The sequence below is a fragment of the Streptomyces sp. NPDC054883 genome (assembly GCF_053610645.1).
The window spans coordinates 70213-87677 of record NZ_JBSGYT010000017.1 but is presented as its reverse complement, the minus strand read 5'-3'; the positions used below and the strand labels follow the sequence as shown (position 1 = coordinate 87677).

Sequence of the window (17465 nt, the reverse complement as noted above, 5' to 3'; positions counted from 1 at the left end):
TCCGCTCCGAACCTTCACCGCCGAGGGGTTTGAAGGGGGAACCCGAGCACTCGATCCGGCGAAACACGGGTGCGGGTGGGCAGTTCGTGCCGGATCATGGACGCCATGTCAGCCAACCCGCACGACGCGCTGCCGATCCGGCTCACCCTCGACGACAGCGACTCGCCGTCGGATGTCGTCGACGCCCTGTTCCTCGGCCGGTTCGCGTCCGGCGAGCAGCCGTACTCGCACAGCGTCTCCATCGAACGGGTCAAGGCGGAGGCCACCTTGCTGCCGCCCGGCGCCACCGTGCTGCGCTCGGCGCGCGACACCGACCGCAGCGCCACGCTCGCCGAGGGCCAGGGCTGGACCATGCTCGTGTCGCGCTGGAGCCGGGGCGCGGACGTGACGGTGACGGCCGTCAGCGACGAACTCGCCACGGGCGTGCTCGGCGAGGCCACGGAAGGAGCGCGGGACGAACCCGAACCGCAGCCGGAGAACGTCACCATGGGGTTCTGGTACGTCTCCCCGCGCCGCGGCCCCTACCGCACGACCCGGCAGATCGCGGCGGGCACCTGGGCGGAGGTGCGGCCCAACTACACCGCGCCGGTGGCCGAGGCGATGGACCGGCTGATGAAGGTGACCCCGGACGACATCGCCGGCCGGCTGCTCCTGCTGCACGGGCCGCCCGGGACCGGGAAGACCTCCGCGCTGCGCACGCTGGCCCGGTCGTGGCGGGACTGGTGCCAGGTGGACTGCGTCCTGGACCCGGAGCGGCTGTTCAACGACGTGGGCTACCTGATGGACATCGCGATCGGCGAGGACGAGGGCACGGCCAAGGGCCGCTGGCGGCTGCTGCTGCTGGAGGACTGCGACGAGCTGATCCGCGGCGAGGCCCGCCACCAGGCCGGGCAAGCGCTGTCCCGGCTGCTGAACCTGACGGACGGACTGCTCGGTCAGGGCCGCAACGTCCTGGTCGGGGTGACGACCAACGAGGACCTGGAGCGCCTGCACCCGGCGGTGGTCCGGCCGGGCCGCTGCCTGGCCCGGATCGAGGTGGGGCGGCTGACGCAACGTGAGGCGGCGGACTGGCTCGGCACCGACGAGGGCCTCTCCCGCGAGGGCGCCACCCTGGCCGAACTCTTCGCCCTGCGCCGCGGTACGGGCCCGACGGCGGCCCTGCTGCCGCCGCAGGGCCACGGCGCGGAGCCGGGGCTCTACCTGTAGGTCCCGTCCCGGCGGCCCCGGGGCGAGGACAATGGCGCCGAAGACCTCGTCCCGCCGTGCCCGGCGTCCCCGGGCACCCCGAACAGGAGTCCACGTGCTCGAACCGGCGCAGGAGAACCCCTACCCCGACACCTTCGTCCTCGGTGAGGGCCCGGAGCCGCACCCGCAGCTACGGCCCGTGCTGGCGCTCATCGGGCGCTGGCACGGCCGGGGAATCGGCGAGTACCCGACCTTGGAGCACGGGTTCCGGTACGAGCAGGAGGTCACCTTCAGCCATGACGGAAGGCCCTTCCTGCGCTACGAGTCCCGCGCCTGGCTGATCGACGAAGCCGGCGCGGCGCTGCGCCCGTCGGGGCGGGAGACCGGCTGGTGGCGGGTCATGCCCGACGCCTCCCTGGAGGTGGTGCTGGCGCACCCGACCGGGGTCGTCGAGACCTACGTCGGCCGGGTGTCCGGTACGGAGATCGAGATGGCGACCCGGAGCGTGTCGGTGACCCCCCGGGCCAAGGAGGTGACCGGGATGCGGCGCCGGTACGCGCTGGAGGGCGGGGAGCTGATCGTGGTTCAGGAGATGGAGGCCGTGGGCCAGCCGATGCAGCACCACCTGATGGCGCGGCTCAGCCCCCGCAAGGCCTGACCTGCGGCCGCCCGCGGCGCGCGGGGCTCATGAGCCGTACCGGGCCCGCAGGGCTTCCTCCGCCGCCGCCCGGGCTTCGGCCCGGGACAGGCCCAGCCGGTGGGCGCGGTCCGCGAACGCCTGCGCCGCGGCGGCCGCCTCCCGCGCGGCGGAGTCCCCGGCGGCGGCCACGAAGGTCCCGTTGCGCCCCCGTGTCTCGATCACGCCGTCCGCCTCCAGGGCCCGGTAGGCCTTGGCGACCGTGTTCGCCGCGAGTCCGAGTTCCTCCGCGAGCCCCCGCACCGTCGGCAGTTTGAACCCCACCGGCAGCCGCCCGGTCCGGGCCCCGTCCGCGATCTGCGCGCGCAGCTGCTCGTACGGGGCGGCGGCGCCGGCCGCGCCGTCGATCTTGATCTTGAGGTGGGTCGGAGTCGAGGTCACGGGCCGATTGTCCCCCACCGCCGGGGTAATTCGCAGGCGCCGAAGGCGCCCGCGCGCTTAGCGTCGGCCGCATGACCGTTTCGATCCGTGACCTGCGCCCCGGTGATCCCGGGGACGTCGAGGCCGTCGTGCGCCTGCGCCGGTCCGCCCTCCCGTTCATGATCACCACCGCGGCCGGGGTGGCCCACGAGGTCACCTCCGCCCATCCCGGCAAACGGCACCGGGTCCTGCTCGCCGAGCGTGCGGACGGCGTGGCCGTCGCCACCGCCCAGGCCGGCATCGCGCACGAGAGCCCCGAGCCGGGCCGGGGCTACGTCAACCTCCAGGTCGGCCCCGCCCACCGCGGCCGCGGCGCCGGGAGCGCCCTGCTGCGCGCGGCGGAGGAGCACCTGGCCGCCGCCGGGGCGGTGGACTCGTACGCCTGGGTCCTGGACGGGCCCGGCGACCACGCCTTCGCCGCCCGGCACGGCTACCGCCCCAGCCGCTGCGCGCACTTCCTGCGCCTGGAGCTCTCCGCGGCGGCCCTGCCCCCGTACCCGGCCGCGCTGCCGCCCGGCGTCGAACTGCGCCCCGCCTCTGCGTTCGCGGACGATCCGCGCCCGCTGTACGAGGCCGACGCCGAGGCCTCGTCCGACGAACCGGGCGACGTACCGGTGGCCCTGGACGACTACGACGACTGGCTCACCGACGTGTGGCTCGAGCCCTCGCTCGACCACGACCTGACGACGGTCGTCCTCGTCGACGGCGTCGTGGCCGCCTTCTCGGCCGCGCGGACCGACGGACAGGGCCGCTACGGCTCGGCGATGACCGGCACCCGCCGCGCCTACCGCGGCCGCGGCCTGGCCAAGCTCGCCAAGACCGCCTCCTTGCACCGGGCCCTCGCGGCGGGCTGCACCGAGGCGCTGACCGGCAACGACGCGGGCAACGCGCCGATGCTCGCCGTCAACAAGTGGTTCGGATACGAGATCCGCGCCACCGAGACCCGCTTCGCGAAGCGACTCGTTCCCCGCTCGGACCCGAAGGACGCCACAGCATGACCGACCTGCTCACCGTCGCCCTCGTCAAGGCCGGCCGCACCAAGATCCGCTACCCGGCCGTACTCCTCACCGACACCGGAGACCGATTGTCGGTGCGCGCTCCCTGGGCGGCCGAGGACGTACGGGACTTCGGCTTCGTGCGCTTCGAGCCGGGCGACGTGTTCACCGAGCACTTCTGGCGCAGCCGCTGGTACGCGGTCAAGGAGGTGCGGACGGCCGACGGGCACCTCAAGGGCTGGTACTGCGACGTGACCCGGCCGGCCGTGGTCGGCGACGGCGAGATCGTGGTGGAGGACCTGGACCTCGACCTGTGGGTCTCCGGGGACGGGTCGAGCGTCCTGCGCCTGGACGAGGACGAGTTCGCGGCGAGCGGCCTCGCCGAACGCGACCCGGAGGCGGCCGCCCGGGCGGTACGGGCCCTCGACTCCCTCGAAGCCCAGGCCCGGACCCCTGCCGGGCTGCCCGGGCTGCTCGCCTAGTGCTGTGGCCGGGAAGGTTTGCCGGGTTGCGGTGTTCGGTGCGGTGCATCGCTCCACGGGCCCGCGGTGGTACGGGCCCGTGCGCCGGGCCGTTGCGCGGATCCACCGTCACTTCCCTCCCGCCCCTGGCGCTCAGGAGTCGGCGTGGGCGAGGATCACGGCCTCACCACGCCACCACTTCCTTACAGGAGGACGTCTATGGCTCGCCGCATACCCCGCGGCCTCGTCTGCGCGGGCACCGCCACCGCGGCGCTGTTCGCCCTGGCCGGTCCGGTCTCGGCCCTGCCCTCGGCGGACCCCGCGCCGACGCGGCTCCCCCAGGCCCGGGTCTTCATGGTCAATCCCGTCCAGTCCTCCGGCGACCAGACGTTGACCGACACCAAGGACGGCGCCGACGCCGTGCCCGCCTCCGCCTACGCCCTCGCCCCGCTGCGCAACCTGGACGCCAGCGGCTCGCTGTCCGGGAAGTGGGCGTACGTCCGCTCGGACACCGGCCCCTCCGCGAAGACCTCGGACGCCGCCGGGTACGACCGCGCCGACGACCGGTTCGAGCAGGTCATGGCGTACTTCTGGGTGAACGAGGCGCAGGAGTACCTCCAGGGCCTGGGCTTCGGGAGCGAACTGCCGGGAGCCAACGACCGCGCCCAGCCGGTGCGGATCAACCAGTGGGGCGCCGACAACTCCTTCTTCTCCGACAAGAAGGCCGAGATCCGCTTCGGCAAGGGCGGGGTGGACGACGCCGAGGACGCCGAGGTGATCGTCCACGAGTACGGCCACGCGGTGCACGACGCGCAGGTCCCGGGCTTCGGCAGTTCCCCGGAGGCGGGCGCGATCGGCGAGGCGTTCGGCGACTACCTCGCGGTCGAGGTCGGCGCGCACGCGGACGATGTATACGGCTGGCCGCGCAAGACGGACCTGGCGTGCGTCGGCGACTGGGACTCGACCGGCTACAGCGCCGCCCCGCACTGCCTGCGGCGGATCGACGGTTCCAAGGTGTACGCCGACCGGGTCGGCGAGGTGCACTCGGACGGGGAGATCTGGTCGCGCGCGCTCTTCGACATCCGGGGCGCGCTGGGGGCCCGCACGGCCGACCGGATCATCGTCAACGCGCAGTTCGGCTTCCGCGCCGACACCGACTTCGCGGACGCGGCGCGGACGACGATCTCGACGGCGCAGCGCATGTACGGCAAGACCGCGGCGGATGCCGTCCGCGCCGCCTTCGCCGCGCGGCAGATCCCCGGTATCGGGTAACCCCACCGCTCGCGCGCAGCCGCTGCCGCCCCTGGGCCGTGGGCCCGGGGGCGGCAGTGGAGCAACTCCTTCCGAAACCGGACACATTCACCGCCGAGCGGACACCGCTTTGCGTTCTCCGGACAACGAGAAGGTCAAATTCTTGTTGCGCACCTGCCAATCAGGGGTGACTTCCTGGCACTGTCTCCACAACTGCCCCCCACTGGCAAGCCAAGGAGCAACGAGTGACCCACCCCACGTCCTCAACCCCCGCCTCCCGCAGCCGCGTTCACGCCCTCCGCGCCGCCGCCCTCGTCGCCTCCGCCGCGATGGTCGCCCTCGCCGTGCAGAGCGGCCCCGCCAACGCCGCCGCCGAGCGCGAGGCCGGCGCCACGGCCGTCTCGCTGACCGGGACGGCGCGCGCTTCCGCGATCGCCCAGGCGCAGTCCGACGCCCCGTCCACCGCCAAGGCCATCGACCTCGGCGACCAGGAAGGGCTCGTGGCCCGGGACGTCGTCAAGGACGCGGACGGCACCGTCCACACGCGCTACGAGCGCACGTACGCCGGCCTGCCGGTTCTCGGCGGCGACCTGGTCGTGCACGCCAAGAACGGCGCGCGCTCCACCACGAAGGCCTACGGGGCCCGGATATCCGTGGACACCAAGACCGCCTCCCTCGCGGCCCCCAAGGGCGCCCGCAAGGTCGTCTGGGCCGTCGGCGGAGCGCCGGTACTGGCCTGGGAGAGCGTCACCGAAGGCGTCGGTGACGACGGGACGCCGAGCAAGCTGCACACCGTCACCGACGCCCGCAGCGGCAAGGTGCTCTACTCCTACGACGCCATCGAGACGGGCATCGGTGCCAGCGAGTACAGCGGCTCGGTCACCGTCGGCACGAAGGCCAACGGCTCGCAGTTCGAGCTGAACGACACCGCCCGCGGCGGCCACAAGACCTACGACCTGGCCGGCGGGACGAACGGGACCGGGTCCCTGTTCACCGACGCCGACGACACCTGGGGCGACGGCACCCCCGCCAACCGGCAGACCGCCGCCGTCGACGCCCATTACGGCGCTGCCGTGACGTGGGACTTCTACAAGAACGAACTGGGCCGGCTCGGCATCCGGGGCGACGGCGTCGCGGCGTACTCCCGCGTCCACTACGGAAACGCCTACGTCAACGCGTTCTGGGACGACAGCTGCTTCTGCATGACCTACGGCGACGGCACGAACAACACCAAGCCGCTGACCTCGCTCGACGTGGCCGGCCACGAGATGTCACACGGCCTGACCGCCTCGACGGCCGGGCTGCGCTACACCCGGGAGTCCGGCGGCCTCAACGAGGCCACCTCCGACATCTTCGGCACCTCGGTGGAGTTCTACGCCGCCAATTCCTCCGACCCCGGCGACTACCTCATCGGCGAGAAGATCGACATCCGCGGGAACGGCACGCCGTTGCGGTACATGGACAAGCCGAGCCGCGACGGCGCCTCCGCGGACTACTGGGACAAGAACGTCGGCCGCCTCGACGTCCACAACTCCTCCGGTGTCGCGAACCACTTCTTCTACCTGCTGTCCGAGGGCAGCGGCGCCAAGACGATCAACGGCGTCAGCTACGACTCCCCCACCGCCAACGGCTCCACCGTGGCCGGCATCGGCCGGACCAAGGCGTACAAGATCTGGTACAAGGCGCTGTCGGTGTACATGACCTCCTCGACGGACTACGCGGGAGCGCGGGTGGCGTCCCTCAAGGCCGCCGCGGACCTGTACGGAACGGGAGGCACGGAGTACCAGGCGGTCGCCGCTGCCTGGACCGCGGTCAACGTGAAGTGAGCCCCCTTCCTCAGGGGCTGCTTACCTCCGCCTTAAGAGCGGCCTAAGGATCGCCTCGACGGCCCCGACCCGCACGGAACCGCAGGTCGGGGCCGTTAGGTTGGCGGGGCCAGGGAGGGCCGGGGACGGCGTCGGAGACACCTCGTGTCCGGGGACGCGCCGGCCGGCCCTCCCCGGCGTACCCACCCTCGCCGCCGCCCGGAGGAGATCCACCATGCGCACCGCCATCCGTACCGCCGGCCGCATCGCCGCCGCCGGACTCGCCCCGCTCGCGGTGGCCGCGTACGCCGCCGCGCCGGCGGCCGCGCACGGTTCGATGACCGACCCGGTCAGCCGGGTGGCGGCCTGCTACGCGGAAGGCCCCGAATCACCTCGGTCGGCGGCCTGCAAGGCGGCGGTCGCGGCGGGCGGCGCGCAGGCGCTCTACGACTGGAACGCGGTGAACATCGCCAACGCGGCGGGCAACCACCGCGCCCTGATCCCGAACGGGCAGCTGTGCTCGGCGGGCAACGACAAGTACCGGGGCCTGGACCTGCCCCGGGCCGACTGGCCGGCCAGTGCGATGACGTCCGGCGCGCACACCTTCCGCTACAAGGGCACCGCCCCGCACAAGGGCACGTTCGAGCTGTACGTGACGAAGGACGGCTACGACCCGGCGAAGCCGCTGAAGTGGTCCGACCTGGAGCCGGAGCCGTTCGCGAAGGTCACCGACCCGGGGATGCGGGGCGGTGACTACGTCTTCTCCGGCACCGTCCCGAAGAAGAGCGGCCGGCACCTGATCTACAGCATCTGGCAGCGCTCGGACAGCCCGGAGGCCTTCTACACCTGCTCGGACGTGGTCTTCGGCAAGGAGGGCGGGAGCGGCGGGCCCGGCCCGAAGCCGAGCGGCACCGGGAACACCGGGAAGCCCGGCGGCGCCGCCGCGAGTGCCAAGCCGTCGGACGGCCCGGTCGCCAAGCCGCCGACGGACGAGCAGATCTCCGAGGGCGCGGCCAAGTCGACGGTGGAGCACGGCGGTCACGGCGACAACGACCCGAGCACGAACGGCTCGACCGCCGAGTCCCCGCTCGCCTCGCCGTCGGCGGCGGTGACCGCGGCCGGCGACCTCGCGCAGACGGGCGGCGACGGCTCCGCCCCGATGATCGCGATCGCCGGGGCGGGCACCCTGGCCGTCGGCTCGGCCGTGCTCTTCGCGGTGGCCCGCCGCCGTACGACGGCGGGCCGTCACGGCCGCTAGCCCATGCCCCGGGTCAGGCTCCGGCCCGGGTACGGCCGGTCACTGGAAGACCGAGGCGCAGGTGGTCCGTTCGGCGTGGGCCGGGTCGAGGGCGTTGGCCGCCTCGTGCCAGGCGATGCGGTCGGTCAGGCCGATTGCCACGTGTTCGGAGAGGTCGAGGGCGCACAGGTCCTGGAGCACGACGTTGTGCACGTTCGGCCCGCTCAGGAACCCGCTGGTGTACGGGGTCACCACCTCGTCGTACTTGGTGGTGATCACCGTGTAGGCGACTCCGGGGACGGTGTCGCCGCCCGCGTTGAGCCTGGTGACGAAGGGGGAGCCGGCGATCTGGTCGGCGAGGCCCGGGGTCGACGTGCTGATCAGGTCTTCGGCGCCGGGGAAGTAGGGGAGCAGCTGCGTCAGGCCGGACAGGGTGGTGCCGTGGTTGTCGGGGGCGAGTCCGACGAGGGCGCCCACCTTGGCGGCGCCGCCGAGGAACTTGAGGTACTGGCGGGGCATCATGCCGCCCTGGGAGTGGCCGACGATGTCGGTCTTGGCCGCGCCGGTGGAGGCCAGTACCCGGTCGACGAAGGTGCCGAGCTGGACGGCGGACTTGTCGATGGGGCCGAGGCCGTTGAAGAAGGACTGGCCGGGGATCTGCCCGTAGTCGAGGGAGTAGACGCAGTAGCCGCGGTGGACGAGGTACGGCGCGAAGCCGAGCCAGTTGTCGACGGAGTTGCCGAGGGTGCCGTGTACGAGTACGACGGGACGGGGGTGCGCGGCGGAGGGCTTGCAGGTCCAGTCGTTCCAGCCGCTGCTGGGGGCGGAGGCGGCTTGCGCGGTGCCGGTGGGGGCGACGAGCGCGGCGGCTGCGAGGGTGAGGACGGCCAGCGGGCGGAGCAGGCGGCGCCAGGGCAGCATCGGGTGATCTCCTTGCGTCATGGGGATGGTGCGGGGGGTGGGTCCCGTGATCCGGATCACAAGGGGAGCTGCTGCGGCTAAATTACGGGCGGGTAGCAAGACTTGGAAGTTACGCGTCGGTAAAAACTCGGGTGTCGAGCTGCCCTCCGGGCTACTGCGAGGCGCGGAGGCGTACGGGTGCACGGGACACGGGCCTGCGCGGCGTACGTGCCGGTGCGGCGTACATGCCCGCGGCGGCGTACGCGCCGTCGCCCCTCCCGGCCCTACGAGGCCTTGCCGAAGGTCGCCGCCGGCCGGACCGTGCCCGGGCCGAAGCGGGCGTTGGCGCGGTCGATGACCGCCTCGATCGTCAGCCGGGACTCGCGGACCGGGTCCAGGGTGAGCTGGCGGGAGACTCCCTCGGCACCGGTCAGGTCCTCGGCCCGGAGCACCACGCCGGTCAGCCGGGCCCGTTGCAGGCCGGCCGCGTCCATCAGGCGGTACGCCATGGCGCGCAGGTCCTCGTCGTGGGCGGAGGGCTCCGTCAGCCGCCGGGTCTTCTCCCAGCGGGTGCCCCCGGCGAACTGGAGGGTCAGGGTCAGGGCCCGCGCGGCCTGGCGGCGCCCGCGCAGGGTGGCGCCGAGCCGGACGACCAGGGCGAGCAGCGCGGCCCGGGCGTGCGGGCCGTCCAGCTCCTCCCGGGAGAACCGGGTGCGGACGGCGGCCGAGGAGGGCAGGTCCTTCGGGACGACCGGGCGCGGGTCGATCCCCTGCGCGCGGTCCACGACCAGGCGGCCGGCCCGCTTGCCGAGGATCCGCTCGACGACCCCGGGCGACACCTCGGTGAGCGCCCCGATCGTATGCAGCCCGTAGCCGCGCAGCGCCTCGGCCTGCCGGGAGCCGAGCCCGTACAGCGCCTCCACCGGCAGCGGCCCGAGGAAGCCGGGCACCGCCTCCGCGGGGACGGCCAGGACCCCGCCGGGTCCGGACACGCGCGCGGAGGCCGTCGCCGCCACCGACCAGGTGCCGGCGACCCCGATCCGGACGTCGGTGCCCAGCCGGGCCACCGCGCGCAGCCGGACCACCTCGGCGATGCGGGCGGCGCCCGCGCCGAAGTAGCGCTGCGCTCCGCCCACTTGGACCAGCGCGGCGCGCGGCGGCAGGGCCTGCACCAGCGGGGAGAACTCCCGCAGCAGCTCCAGGACCTCCCGGTAGCCCTCGCCGGTCAGCGCGGGGGCGCACCGCACGTGCAGGATCGCGCTGCTCATCCCGCGCTCCCCGGGCTGGAGTGCCACAGTTTGCGCCCGGTCGCGGGGCCCGTCCCGGGCGGCTGGAGGTCGGCCCACGGGTTCATCTCGTAGCCGGTCGGCAGGTGGATCCGGCGGCCGGGGGCGGGGGGCGCGGTCTCTTCGCGGACCGGTTCGGCCAGCCGGGCGGTGACCGCCTCCAGACCGCTCTCCGCGCGCAGTTCGACCAGTTCGGCGAGGTTCCAGGCCGCCGCCCCGACGATGCTCAGGCTCTGCGGGCCGCGCCGTTGCACCACTCCGCGCACCAGCAGCAGGAAGGAGTGGAAGACGGTGTGGGCGCAGGCCTCGTGGCTGTCGTCGAAGAAGGCCAGGTCGACCAGGCCGGTCCCGTCGTCGAGGGTGGTGAAGATGACCCGCCTGCCGGAGCGGATGGGCGGGGTCTGGGTGGCCGCCTTGGCGCCGGCGACCAGCACGGTCCGCCCGTGCTCGGTGTCGCGCAGCCGCCGCGCCGGGACGGCGCCCAGTTCGGCGAGGAAGGCATGGTGGTCCGCCATCAGGTGCCGCGAGGCGTCCATGCCGAGGACGCCCAGTTCGGCGCTGAGCCGCTCGGCCTCGCTGAGGTCGGGCAGCCCGACGGGCGCGGTGGAGCGGCCGCCGCCGAGGGGGAGCTGGGAGCTTCCGCGGGCGTCGGCCGCGCGCTGGGCCCCGTGCAGTTCGCTCAGGTGCAGCAGCAGGTCCCGGCGGTTCGCGCCGAACGCGTCCAACGCCCCCACCTGGGCCAGTCGTTCGGCCACGGGCCGGCCCGGATGGGCCCGGTCCCAGAAGTCGCGCAGGGAGGCGTAGGGCTGGCCCGCCTCGATCCTGGCGGCTTCGCCCTCGCTGATGCCGTGGACGTCGGCCAGCGCGAGCCGGAGCCCCCACAGCGGCGGAATCTCGGACACCAGTTCGATACGGTGGCGGACCGAGGACCGGTTCACGTCCAGCGGCAGCACCGGCACGCCCCGGCGCCGCGCGTCCGCCAGCAGCAGCCGCTTCGGGTACATGCCGGGGTCGTGGGTGAGCAGTCCGGCGTAGAAGGCGGCCGGGTGGTGGGCCTTGAGCCAGGCGGACTGGTACGTGGGGACGGCGAAGGCCACCGCGTGCGCCTTGCAGAACCCGTACGAGCCGAAGGCCTCCACGATCTCCCAGGTCCGGGCGATCACTTCCGGCGAGTAGCCGCGGGCCCGCGCGGTCGCCGCGAACCAGACCTTGATCCGGCCCTGCGAGTCCGGGTCGGACAGCCCGCGCCGCACCCGGTCGGCCTCGTCGCGGCCGCAGCCGGTCAGGGCGTGCACGATCTCGATGATCTGCTCGTGGAAGACCACCACCCCGTACGTCTCCCGCAGCGCGTCCGCCAGGTCCGGGTGCGGGAAGCGGACCGGGGCCCGCCCGTGCCGGGCCTCGATGAACGGGCGCACCATGTCGGCGGCCACCGGGCCGGGCCGGAACAGCGAGATGTCCACGACCAGGTCGTGGAAGGTGGCGGGCTGGAGCCGCCCCACCAGGTCGCGCTGGCCCGGGGACTCGATCTGGAAGCAGCCCAGCGTCTCGGCCGAGCGGATCAGCTCGTACGTGGCCCGGTCGCCCGGCGGCACCTGCGCCGGGTCGTCCAGGTCGAGCTCCTCCCCCGTGGCGCGGCGCAGCTCCGCGACGGCGTGCGCCATCGCGGACTGCATCCGTACGCCCAGCACGTCGAGTTTGAGCAGCCCGAGTTCCTCCACGTCGTCCTTGTCGAACTGGGACATGGGGAAGCTCTCGCCGCTGCTGGGCACGACCGGGGTGCGGGCGAGCAGCGAGGCGTCGGAGAGCAGCACCCCGCACGGGTGCATGGCGATCCCGCGCGGCAGCCCGTCCAGGGCTTCGACCAGCTCCCACAGCCGTCCGTGCGACTCCCCCCGTACGTCCTGGAGTTCGGGCAGTTCGGCGAGTGCGGCACGGGCGTCGCGGGCCCGGATGTGCGGGAAGGCCTTGGCGAGCCGGTCGACGGCGGCCGGGTCCATGGACAGGGCGGCGCCCACGTCGCGGATGGCGTGCCGGACCCGGTAGGTCTCGGGCATGGAGACCGTCGCGACGCGTTCGGCGCCGAACCGGTCGATGATCCGCCGGTAGACCTCCAGCCGGCGGGCGGACTCGACGTCGATGTCGATGTCGGGCAGCACCCGGCGGCGCTTGGACAGGAAGCGCTCCATCAGCAGGCCGTTGGCGACGGGGTCTGCGTGCGCGATGCCGAGGAGGTGGTTGACGAGGGACCCCGCGCCGGAGCCGCGGGCGGCCACCCGGATGCCCATCTCCCGTACGTCGTCCACCACTTGGGCGACGGTCAGGAAGTACGAGGCGAAGCCGTGGTAGGCGATGATGTCGAGTTCCGCGTGCATCCGCTCCCAGTACCGGCGGTCGTCGGCATGGCCGCGCAGCACCATGCCCGCCGCCGCCCGGGAGGCGAGGACCCGCTGGGCGGTGCGGTGGGCGGCGCCGACGAGCCGGGCCTCGGGGAAGTGGACGGAGCCGATGCCGAGGTCGTCCTCGGGGTCCACCACACAGGCCTCGGCGGTCCGCCGGGTCTCCGCGAGCAGCCGGCGGGCGTCGGCGGGGCGCAGCCCGGCCGCCCGGGCGATCCGGTCGGCGGTCTCGGCCATGGCGGCGGGGCCCTTGAGCCAGCGTTCGCCGCTGTCGAGGGGTTTGCGGGGGTCGACGGGGACCAGCCGGCGGGCCGCGTCGAGGACGTCGGCGACGGGCCCCTGCCCGGGGTCGGCGTACCGGACTGCGTTGCTGAGCACGGCCGGGACGCCCTGCTCGGCGGCGAAGCCGACCGTACGGGCGGCCAGGCGCAGCGAGCCGGGCCCGGTGCCGGTGCGGCCGTGGTGGACGGCCTCCAGGCGCAGGTCGTCCCCGTAGACCTCGCGCCAGGGCGCGAGCAGGCGTGCGGCCCGGTCCGGCCGGCCCGCGGCGAGGGCGCGGCCCACTTCGGAGCCGGGGCCGAGCAGGACGTACACGCCGCTCGCGCCGCGCAGCTCCTGCCAGGGCAGGAGCGGGACGTCGGGGGAGCCCGCGTGGGCGGCGGTCACCATGCGGCACAGCTCGGCCCAGCCGGCGGCGCCGTCGCGGGCGAGGAAGACGGCCCGGGCGGCGGACTCGTCGACGAAGGCGCCGCCCCGGACGGGGTTGCGCCGCCGGGAGGAGTCCTCGGCGGAGTCGGCGCGGGGGGCGGCCGCCGGGCTGCCGGCGACGCCCAGGTCGACCCCGAACAGGGGACGGATCCCGGCTTCCGCCGCCGCCCGGGCGAAGCGCACCGCGCCCGCGAGGGTGTCGCGGTCGGTGAGGGCGAGGGCGTCCATGCCCCGCTCGGCGGCGCGTTCCGCCAGCCGTTCCGGGTGGGAGCCTCCGTAGCGCATGGAGAACCCCGAAACGGTGTGCAGATGCGTAAAACCGGGCACCCGCGGCCTCCTGCTTCCCTTCGGTGAACACCTCCCCCGTCTCCACCATAGAGCAATTCGAATACCCGTGCGAAACAGTTGTTCGATCATCCGGCCGCCGTCCGTTCCGGCGGACCCGGCCCCCGTTCGGCCCACCCCTGCTGCGCCCGGTCCCCGGTCCGCCGAACGTGTGAGACATGACCCAGCCCACCACCGACGCACCCGCGAGCCCCTCCGGCGGTTTCCCCGCCGAGATCAAGGACGCCGTCAGCACCCGGGCCTTCCTGCTGGTCCTGGGCGTACTGGCGCTCCAGCTCGCCTTCATCACCTCCTACATCGGGGCGTTCCACCACCCCGAGCCGAGCGGGATCCCCCTCGCGGTCACCGCGCCGGCCGAACAGGTCGCCGCCCGTTCCGCGCAGCGCCTCGACGCCCTGCCCGGCGACCCGCTCGACACCCGCACCGTCCCGGACGAGGCGGCGGCGCTCGCGCGGGTCAGGAACCGGGACGTGGACGGCGCACTGGTCATCGACCCGGCCGGGAAGACCGACCGGCTGCTGGTCGCCAGTGGCGCCGGGGCCTCGCTCTCACAGGCGCTCGCCGAGGTCGTCGGCCGCGCCGAGGCGGCCCAGGGGCGCGATCTGCGGATCGTGGACGTGGCCCCGGCCGCCGCCGGGGACGCCCGCGGCCTGAGCTCCTTCTACCTGGTCGTGGGCTGGTGCGTCGGCGGCTACCTGTGCGCCGCGGTCCTCGCGATCAGCGCCGGCGCACGGCCCGCGAACTCCGCCCGCGCCGTCATCCGGCTCGGCTCGCTGCTGTTGTACTCGATCACCGCCGGGCTGCTGGGCACGGTCATCGCGGGCCCGGTCCTGGGAGCGCTGCCCGGCAGCGTGCCGGCCCTGTGGGGGCTGGGCACCCTGGTCGTCTTCGCCGTGGGCGCGATCACCCTGGCGTTCCAGGGCGTGGCGGGGGTGGTCGGCATCGGCCTGGCGATCCTGCTGGTGGTCGTCCTCGGCAACCCGAGCGCGGGCGGCGCGTACCCGTACCCGCTGCTGCCGCCGTTCTGGAAGGCCATCGGACCGGCCCTGCCACCGGGCGCCGGTACGTACGCCGCCCGCTCGATCACGTACTTCCGGGGCAACGACGCGGGCCCGGCGATGCTGGTGCTGGCCGCCTGGGCGGTCCTCGGCTCGGCCGTCACCCTGGTCTGCGCGGTCCTGCAGCACGGCAAGGGCGGTCCGGCGGTGGGCAGCGGCACGGCGGGCCCCGCCGCCCGGACGCCGGGGCCCTGACCGGCGCGCCGCGCTCCTCGGGCGACCGGGTGCCTCCTCGGGCGACCGGTCGTCTCCTCGGGTTGTCTCCTCAGGCGACCGGTTCGCCGATGCCCAGCAGGTTCCCCTCGCTGTCGCGGAACCAGGCGGCGCGTTCGCCCCGGGAGCCCTTGCTCGGGTAGTTCCCCTCGATCTCGGCGATCCCGTCCCTGGTCCGGAACCCGGGTACGTCGACCTCTTCGAACACCACGCCGCGCTGCTTGAGCTGCGACACGGCCGTGTCCAGGTCGTCGACCTCCCACCCCATCTGGGTGAAGGTGCCCGGCGAGGACCCCGTCGACCGGAACACCGCGAACTCCCTGCTGCCGCACCGGTACAGCAGCCCGCCGGGCCGCTCGTCCACGGGTTCCAGGCCGAGCCGCTCGGAGTAGAAGCGCCGCGCGCGGTCGAGGTCCCCGGCCGGAAGCCGGGTCGCCACGCGTCCCCGGGCCAGCACGTTGTCGTCGTCTGCGTTCATGTCCCCACTGTGCCGTGGGCGACGCCCGCACGGGCGCAGGCGCCAGGGGCGGGAGGCGGCGCTCCGGGGCGGCCGGGAAATTGCCGCCCGGTGCGCCCTACCGCACTCCTGCACCGAAGCGCACAATCACCCTGACTGCTCGCGTCGAACGTGAGGGAGGGAGCGCGTGCGCAACCAGGTGCGCACCGCCGACGGCCGCACTCTGATGGTGGAGCGCTGGGGGGACCCGGACGGCAAGCCGGTCTTCCTGCTCCACGGCACCCCCGGCAGCCGCCTGGGGCCGGCGCCCCGCGGCATGGTCCTCTACCAGCGGCGGGTCCAGCTCATCGCCTACGACCGGCCCGGCTACGGCGGCTCCGACCGGCATCCGGGCCGCACCGTCGCCGATGTGGCCGGGGAGGTGGCCGCGATCGCCGACGCGCTCGGCCTGGACTGCTTCGCCGTCGCCGGCCGCTCCGGCGGCGGCCCCGGCGCGCTGGCCTGCGCCGCCCTGCTCCCGGACCGGGTCACCCGCACGGCGGCCCTGGTCCCGCTCGCGCCGCGGGACGCGGAGGACCTCGACTGGTTCGACGGCATGGCCGCCTCGAACGTCGAGGAGTACACCAAGGCCTACGACGACCCCGAGGGGTTCGCCGCCCGGCTGATCCCCCGTGCCGAGGGCATCCGCGAGGATCCCCGCCGGCTGCTGGAGGACCTGCGCCGGGAGCTGACGGAGAACGACCGCATGATCGTCGCGGACGCGGGTCTGCGGGCGATGCTGCTGCGCAACTACCGCGAGGGCGTCCGCACTTCGGCGTACGGGTGGATCGACGACGCGATCGCGTTCAGCGGCCCCTGGGGTTTCGACCCCGCCGACATCCGCTGCCCGGTGCTGATCTGGCACGGCGAGCTGGACGTGTTCTCGCCCGTGGGGCACTCCCGCTGGCTGGCCCGCCGCATCCCGGGCGCCACCACCACCTTCGATCCTGCCGCCGCGCACTTCGCGGCCCTGCGCGCGCTGCCCGGCGTACTGACCTGGCTGCTGCGCGACCTCCCGGTCCCCCTCCCCGGCCAACAGCAGCCGGCGTAGCCGGACTCCGGCCGCCGGCCGGGCCGGGATCCGGTCACGGCATCAGCCGCTCACCTGGGCGGTCAGCAGGCCGGTGAGCTCCTCGACGAAGGCGTCCACGTGGGGCGGACGCGGGCCCGGGCGGGTGGCGCAGAACCAGGTGCGGGTCAGCGGCCGGGCGCCGATGCCGACGAGCGCCAGGCCGTGCGAGGACGCGTACGGGGCGGCCACCCAGTTGGGCAGCACCGTCACCCCCTGGCCGCCCGCCACCATCTCGACCACCAGGTCGGTCACCACCGGCATGGTGGTGATCCTGGCCGGGCGGGCCCCGGCGGGGATCGGCAGCGGCATCGACGGGATCCGCTTTTGGTCGTAGAAGTCGTAGAGGACGAGGTCGGCGCCGTCGAAGTCACGGGCCGTCAGGTGCGCGCGGGAGGCCCACGGGTGTCCGACGGGCACCACGGCCACCATCTCGTCCTCGAACAGCCTGGTCAGGGACACCCGGTCCACCTGCAGGTCCGGCGTGGTGACCAGCGCTACGTCGACCAGGTCGGCGAGCAGCGCCGGGATCGGCGCGTCGTCGGCGACGGTCTCGATGCGCACGTCGATGTCCGGTTCGCGCTCGCGGAAGGCGCGCAGGACGGGCGGCAGCCACGGGAAGGTGGTGCTGCACTGCGCCGCGAAGCGGACCCGCCGGTCGCGGCCGTCGCGCAGTTCACGCAGGTCGCGGGTCGCCGACTCCAGTTCACCGAGGACGTGGCGGGCGGCCACCAGCAGCCGGCGACCCGCGGCGTTGGGGATCAGGCGGCGGCCCTTGCGGTCGAAGAGGGGCATGCCGAGACGACCCTCCAGCCGGGTGAGCCGCTGACTGAGGGCCGGCTGGCTGACGTAGAGCCGCTCGGCGGCGGCGGTCAGCGAGCCGGCCTCGGCGGTGGCGGTCAGGAGCTCCAGGTCACGCAGATCCACATCCATAACCGGT

Annotated in this window: 15 protein-coding genes; 9 read left to right on the top strand and 6 right to left on the bottom strand. The window is 74.0% G+C overall.

All coding sequences use genetic code 11. The features are described from left to right. Positions 1 to 105: 105 nt before the first annotated feature. Positions 106 to 1206 (top strand): DUF5925 domain-containing protein, encoded by a 1101-nt coding sequence (locus ACWGH1_RS15540; RefSeq protein ID WP_453352428.1) that lies wholly within the window; start codon positions 106 to 108, stop codon positions 1204 to 1206. A 94-nt stretch (positions 1207 to 1300) separates the two neighbouring features. After that, positions 1301 to 1843, top strand: coding sequence for an FABP family protein (locus tag ACWGH1_RS15535; protein ID WP_453352429.1), 543 nt, complete (start codon positions 1301 to 1303; stop codon positions 1841 to 1843). A gap of 27 nt (positions 1844 to 1870) precedes the next feature. Here the strand turns inward: ACWGH1_RS15535 and ACWGH1_RS15530 are convergent, their stop codons facing one another. Continuing rightward, on the bottom strand, positions 1871 to 2263 hold the full coding sequence (locus ACWGH1_RS15530) for a GntR family transcriptional regulator (RefSeq protein WP_453352430.1): 393 nt from the start codon (positions 2261 to 2263) through the stop codon (positions 1871 to 1873). Positions 2264 to 2334: 71 nt separating this feature from the next. Here ACWGH1_RS15530 and ACWGH1_RS15525 point away from each other — a divergent pair, with 71 nt between their 5' ends. The 5 genes from ACWGH1_RS15525 (at position 2335) to ACWGH1_RS15505 (ending at position 8072) form a co-directional block, all read left to right on the top strand. Further along, complete coding sequence (locus tag ACWGH1_RS15525; protein WP_453352431.1) at positions 2335 to 3300, top strand: N-acetyltransferase family protein; 966 nt, start codon at positions 2335 to 2337, stop codon at positions 3298 to 3300. Next, positions 3297 to 3779 (top strand): DUF402 domain-containing protein, encoded by a 483-nt coding sequence (locus ACWGH1_RS15520; protein ID WP_453352432.1) that lies wholly within the window; start codon positions 3297 to 3299, stop codon positions 3777 to 3779. Before ACWGH1_RS15525 ends, ACWGH1_RS15520 begins: the two co-directional genes overlap by 4 nt. A 198-nt stretch (positions 3780 to 3977) precedes the next feature. Then, positions 3978 to 5030, top strand: a complete 1053-nt coding sequence (locus tag ACWGH1_RS15515) for a M4 family metallopeptidase (RefSeq protein ID WP_453352433.1) — start codon at positions 3978 to 3980, stop codon at positions 5028 to 5030. 308 nt (positions 5031 to 5338) lie between these two features. Next, positions 5339 to 6835 carry a M4 family metallopeptidase gene (locus ACWGH1_RS15510; RefSeq protein WP_453352438.1) on the top strand — a complete coding sequence of 499 codons (1497 nt, stop codon included), beginning with the start codon at positions 5339 to 5341 and terminating at the stop codon, positions 6833 to 6835. Between the two features lie 214 nt (positions 6836 to 7049). Next, positions 7050 to 8072 carry a lytic polysaccharide monooxygenase gene (locus ACWGH1_RS15505; protein WP_453352434.1) on the top strand — a complete coding sequence of 341 codons (1023 nt, stop codon included), beginning with the start codon at positions 7050 to 7052 and terminating at the stop codon, positions 8070 to 8072. Positions 8073 to 8111: 39 nt separating this feature from the next. Here ACWGH1_RS15505 and ACWGH1_RS15500 read toward each other — a convergent pair whose 3' ends face one another. The 3 genes from ACWGH1_RS15500 to ACWGH1_RS15490 form a co-directional block, all read right to left on the bottom strand. Then, positions 8112 to 8972: an esterase/lipase family protein gene (locus tag ACWGH1_RS15500; protein ID WP_453352435.1), complete on the bottom strand. Its 861-nt coding sequence runs from the start codon at positions 8970 to 8972 to the stop codon at positions 8112 to 8114. Positions 8973 to 9235: 263 nt separating this feature from the next. Next, a complete protein-coding gene (locus ACWGH1_RS15495; protein ID WP_453352436.1) occupies positions 9236 to 10219 on the bottom strand; it encodes a DNA polymerase Y family protein in 984 nt (327 codons plus the stop codon). Continuing rightward, entirely contained in the window at positions 10216 to 13671 is a 3456-nt protein-coding gene (locus tag ACWGH1_RS15490) for a DNA polymerase III subunit alpha (protein WP_453352437.1), read from the bottom strand. The genes ACWGH1_RS15495 and ACWGH1_RS15490 overlap by 4 nt, the downstream gene beginning before the upstream one ends. 176 nt (positions 13672 to 13847) lie before the next feature. Between ACWGH1_RS15490 and ACWGH1_RS15485 the strand changes: the two genes are divergently transcribed. Beyond that, positions 13848 to 14942 carry a DUF3533 domain-containing protein gene (locus ACWGH1_RS15485; protein ID WP_453408721.1) on the top strand — a complete coding sequence of 365 codons (1095 nt, stop codon included), beginning with the start codon at positions 13848 to 13850 and terminating at the stop codon, positions 14940 to 14942. Positions 14943 to 15012: 70 nt separating this feature from the next. Here the strand turns inward: ACWGH1_RS15485 and ACWGH1_RS15480 are convergent, their stop codons facing one another. Next, positions 15013 to 15438 (bottom strand): VOC family protein, encoded by a 426-nt coding sequence (locus tag ACWGH1_RS15480; RefSeq protein ID WP_453356916.1) that lies wholly within the window; start codon positions 15436 to 15438, stop codon positions 15013 to 15015. A 166-nt stretch (positions 15439 to 15604) separates the two neighbouring features. On the opposite strand from ACWGH1_RS15480, the gene ACWGH1_RS15475 reads away from it, so the two are divergent. After that, positions 15605 to 16507, top strand: coding sequence for an alpha/beta fold hydrolase (locus ACWGH1_RS15475; protein WP_453356917.1), 903 nt, complete (start codon positions 15605 to 15607; stop codon positions 16505 to 16507). 42 nt (positions 16508 to 16549) lie between these two features. Here the strand turns inward: ACWGH1_RS15475 and ACWGH1_RS15470 are convergent, their stop codons facing one another. Further along, on the bottom strand, positions 16550 to 17458 hold the full coding sequence (locus tag ACWGH1_RS15470; RefSeq protein ID WP_453356918.1) for a LysR family transcriptional regulator: 909 nt from the start codon (positions 17456 to 17458) through the stop codon (positions 16550 to 16552). Positions 17459 to 17465 lie beyond the last annotated feature (7 nt).

What these genes read in the sequence shown, in the direction of transcription:
- ACWGH1_RS15540 (WP_453352428.1), top strand. Translation starts at nt 106, where the DNA reads ATGTCAGCCAACCCGCACGACGCGCTGCCGATCCGGCTCACCCTCGAC.
- ACWGH1_RS15525 (WP_453352431.1), top strand. Translation starts at nt 2,335, where the DNA reads ATGACCGTTTCGATCCGTGACCTGCGCCCCGGTGATCCCGGGGACGTC.
- ACWGH1_RS15520 (WP_453352432.1), top strand. Translation starts at nt 3,297, where the DNA reads ATGACCGACCTGCTCACCGTCGCCCTCGTCAAGGCCGGCCGCACCAAG.
- ACWGH1_RS15515 (WP_453352433.1), top strand. Translation starts at nt 3,978, where the DNA reads ATGGCTCGCCGCATACCCCGCGGCCTCGTCTGCGCGGGCACCGCCACC.
- ACWGH1_RS15510 (WP_453352438.1), top strand. Translation starts at nt 5,339, where the DNA reads ATGGTCGCCCTCGCCGTGCAGAGCGGCCCCGCCAACGCCGCCGCCGAG.
- ACWGH1_RS15505 (WP_453352434.1), top strand. Translation starts at nt 7,050, where the DNA reads ATGCGCACCGCCATCCGTACCGCCGGCCGCATCGCCGCCGCCGGACTC.
- ACWGH1_RS15500 (WP_453352435.1), bottom strand. Translation starts at nt 8,972, where the DNA reads ATGCTGCCCTGGCGCCGCCTGCTCCGCCCGCTGGCCGTCCTCACCCTC.
- ACWGH1_RS15495 (WP_453352436.1), bottom strand. Translation starts at nt 10,219, where the DNA reads ATGAGCAGCGCGATCCTGCACGTGCGGTGCGCCCCCGCGCTGACCGGC.
- ACWGH1_RS15485 (WP_453408721.1), top strand. Translation starts at nt 13,848, where the DNA reads ATGACCCAGCCCACCACCGACGCACCCGCGAGCCCCTCCGGCGGTTTC.
- ACWGH1_RS15480 (WP_453356916.1), bottom strand. Translation starts at nt 15,438, where the DNA reads ATGAACGCAGACGACGACAACGTGCTGGCCCGGGGACGCGTGGCGACC.
- ACWGH1_RS15470 (WP_453356918.1), bottom strand. Translation starts at nt 17,458, where the DNA reads ATGGATGTGGATCTGCGTGACCTGGAGCTCCTGACCGCCACCGCCGAG.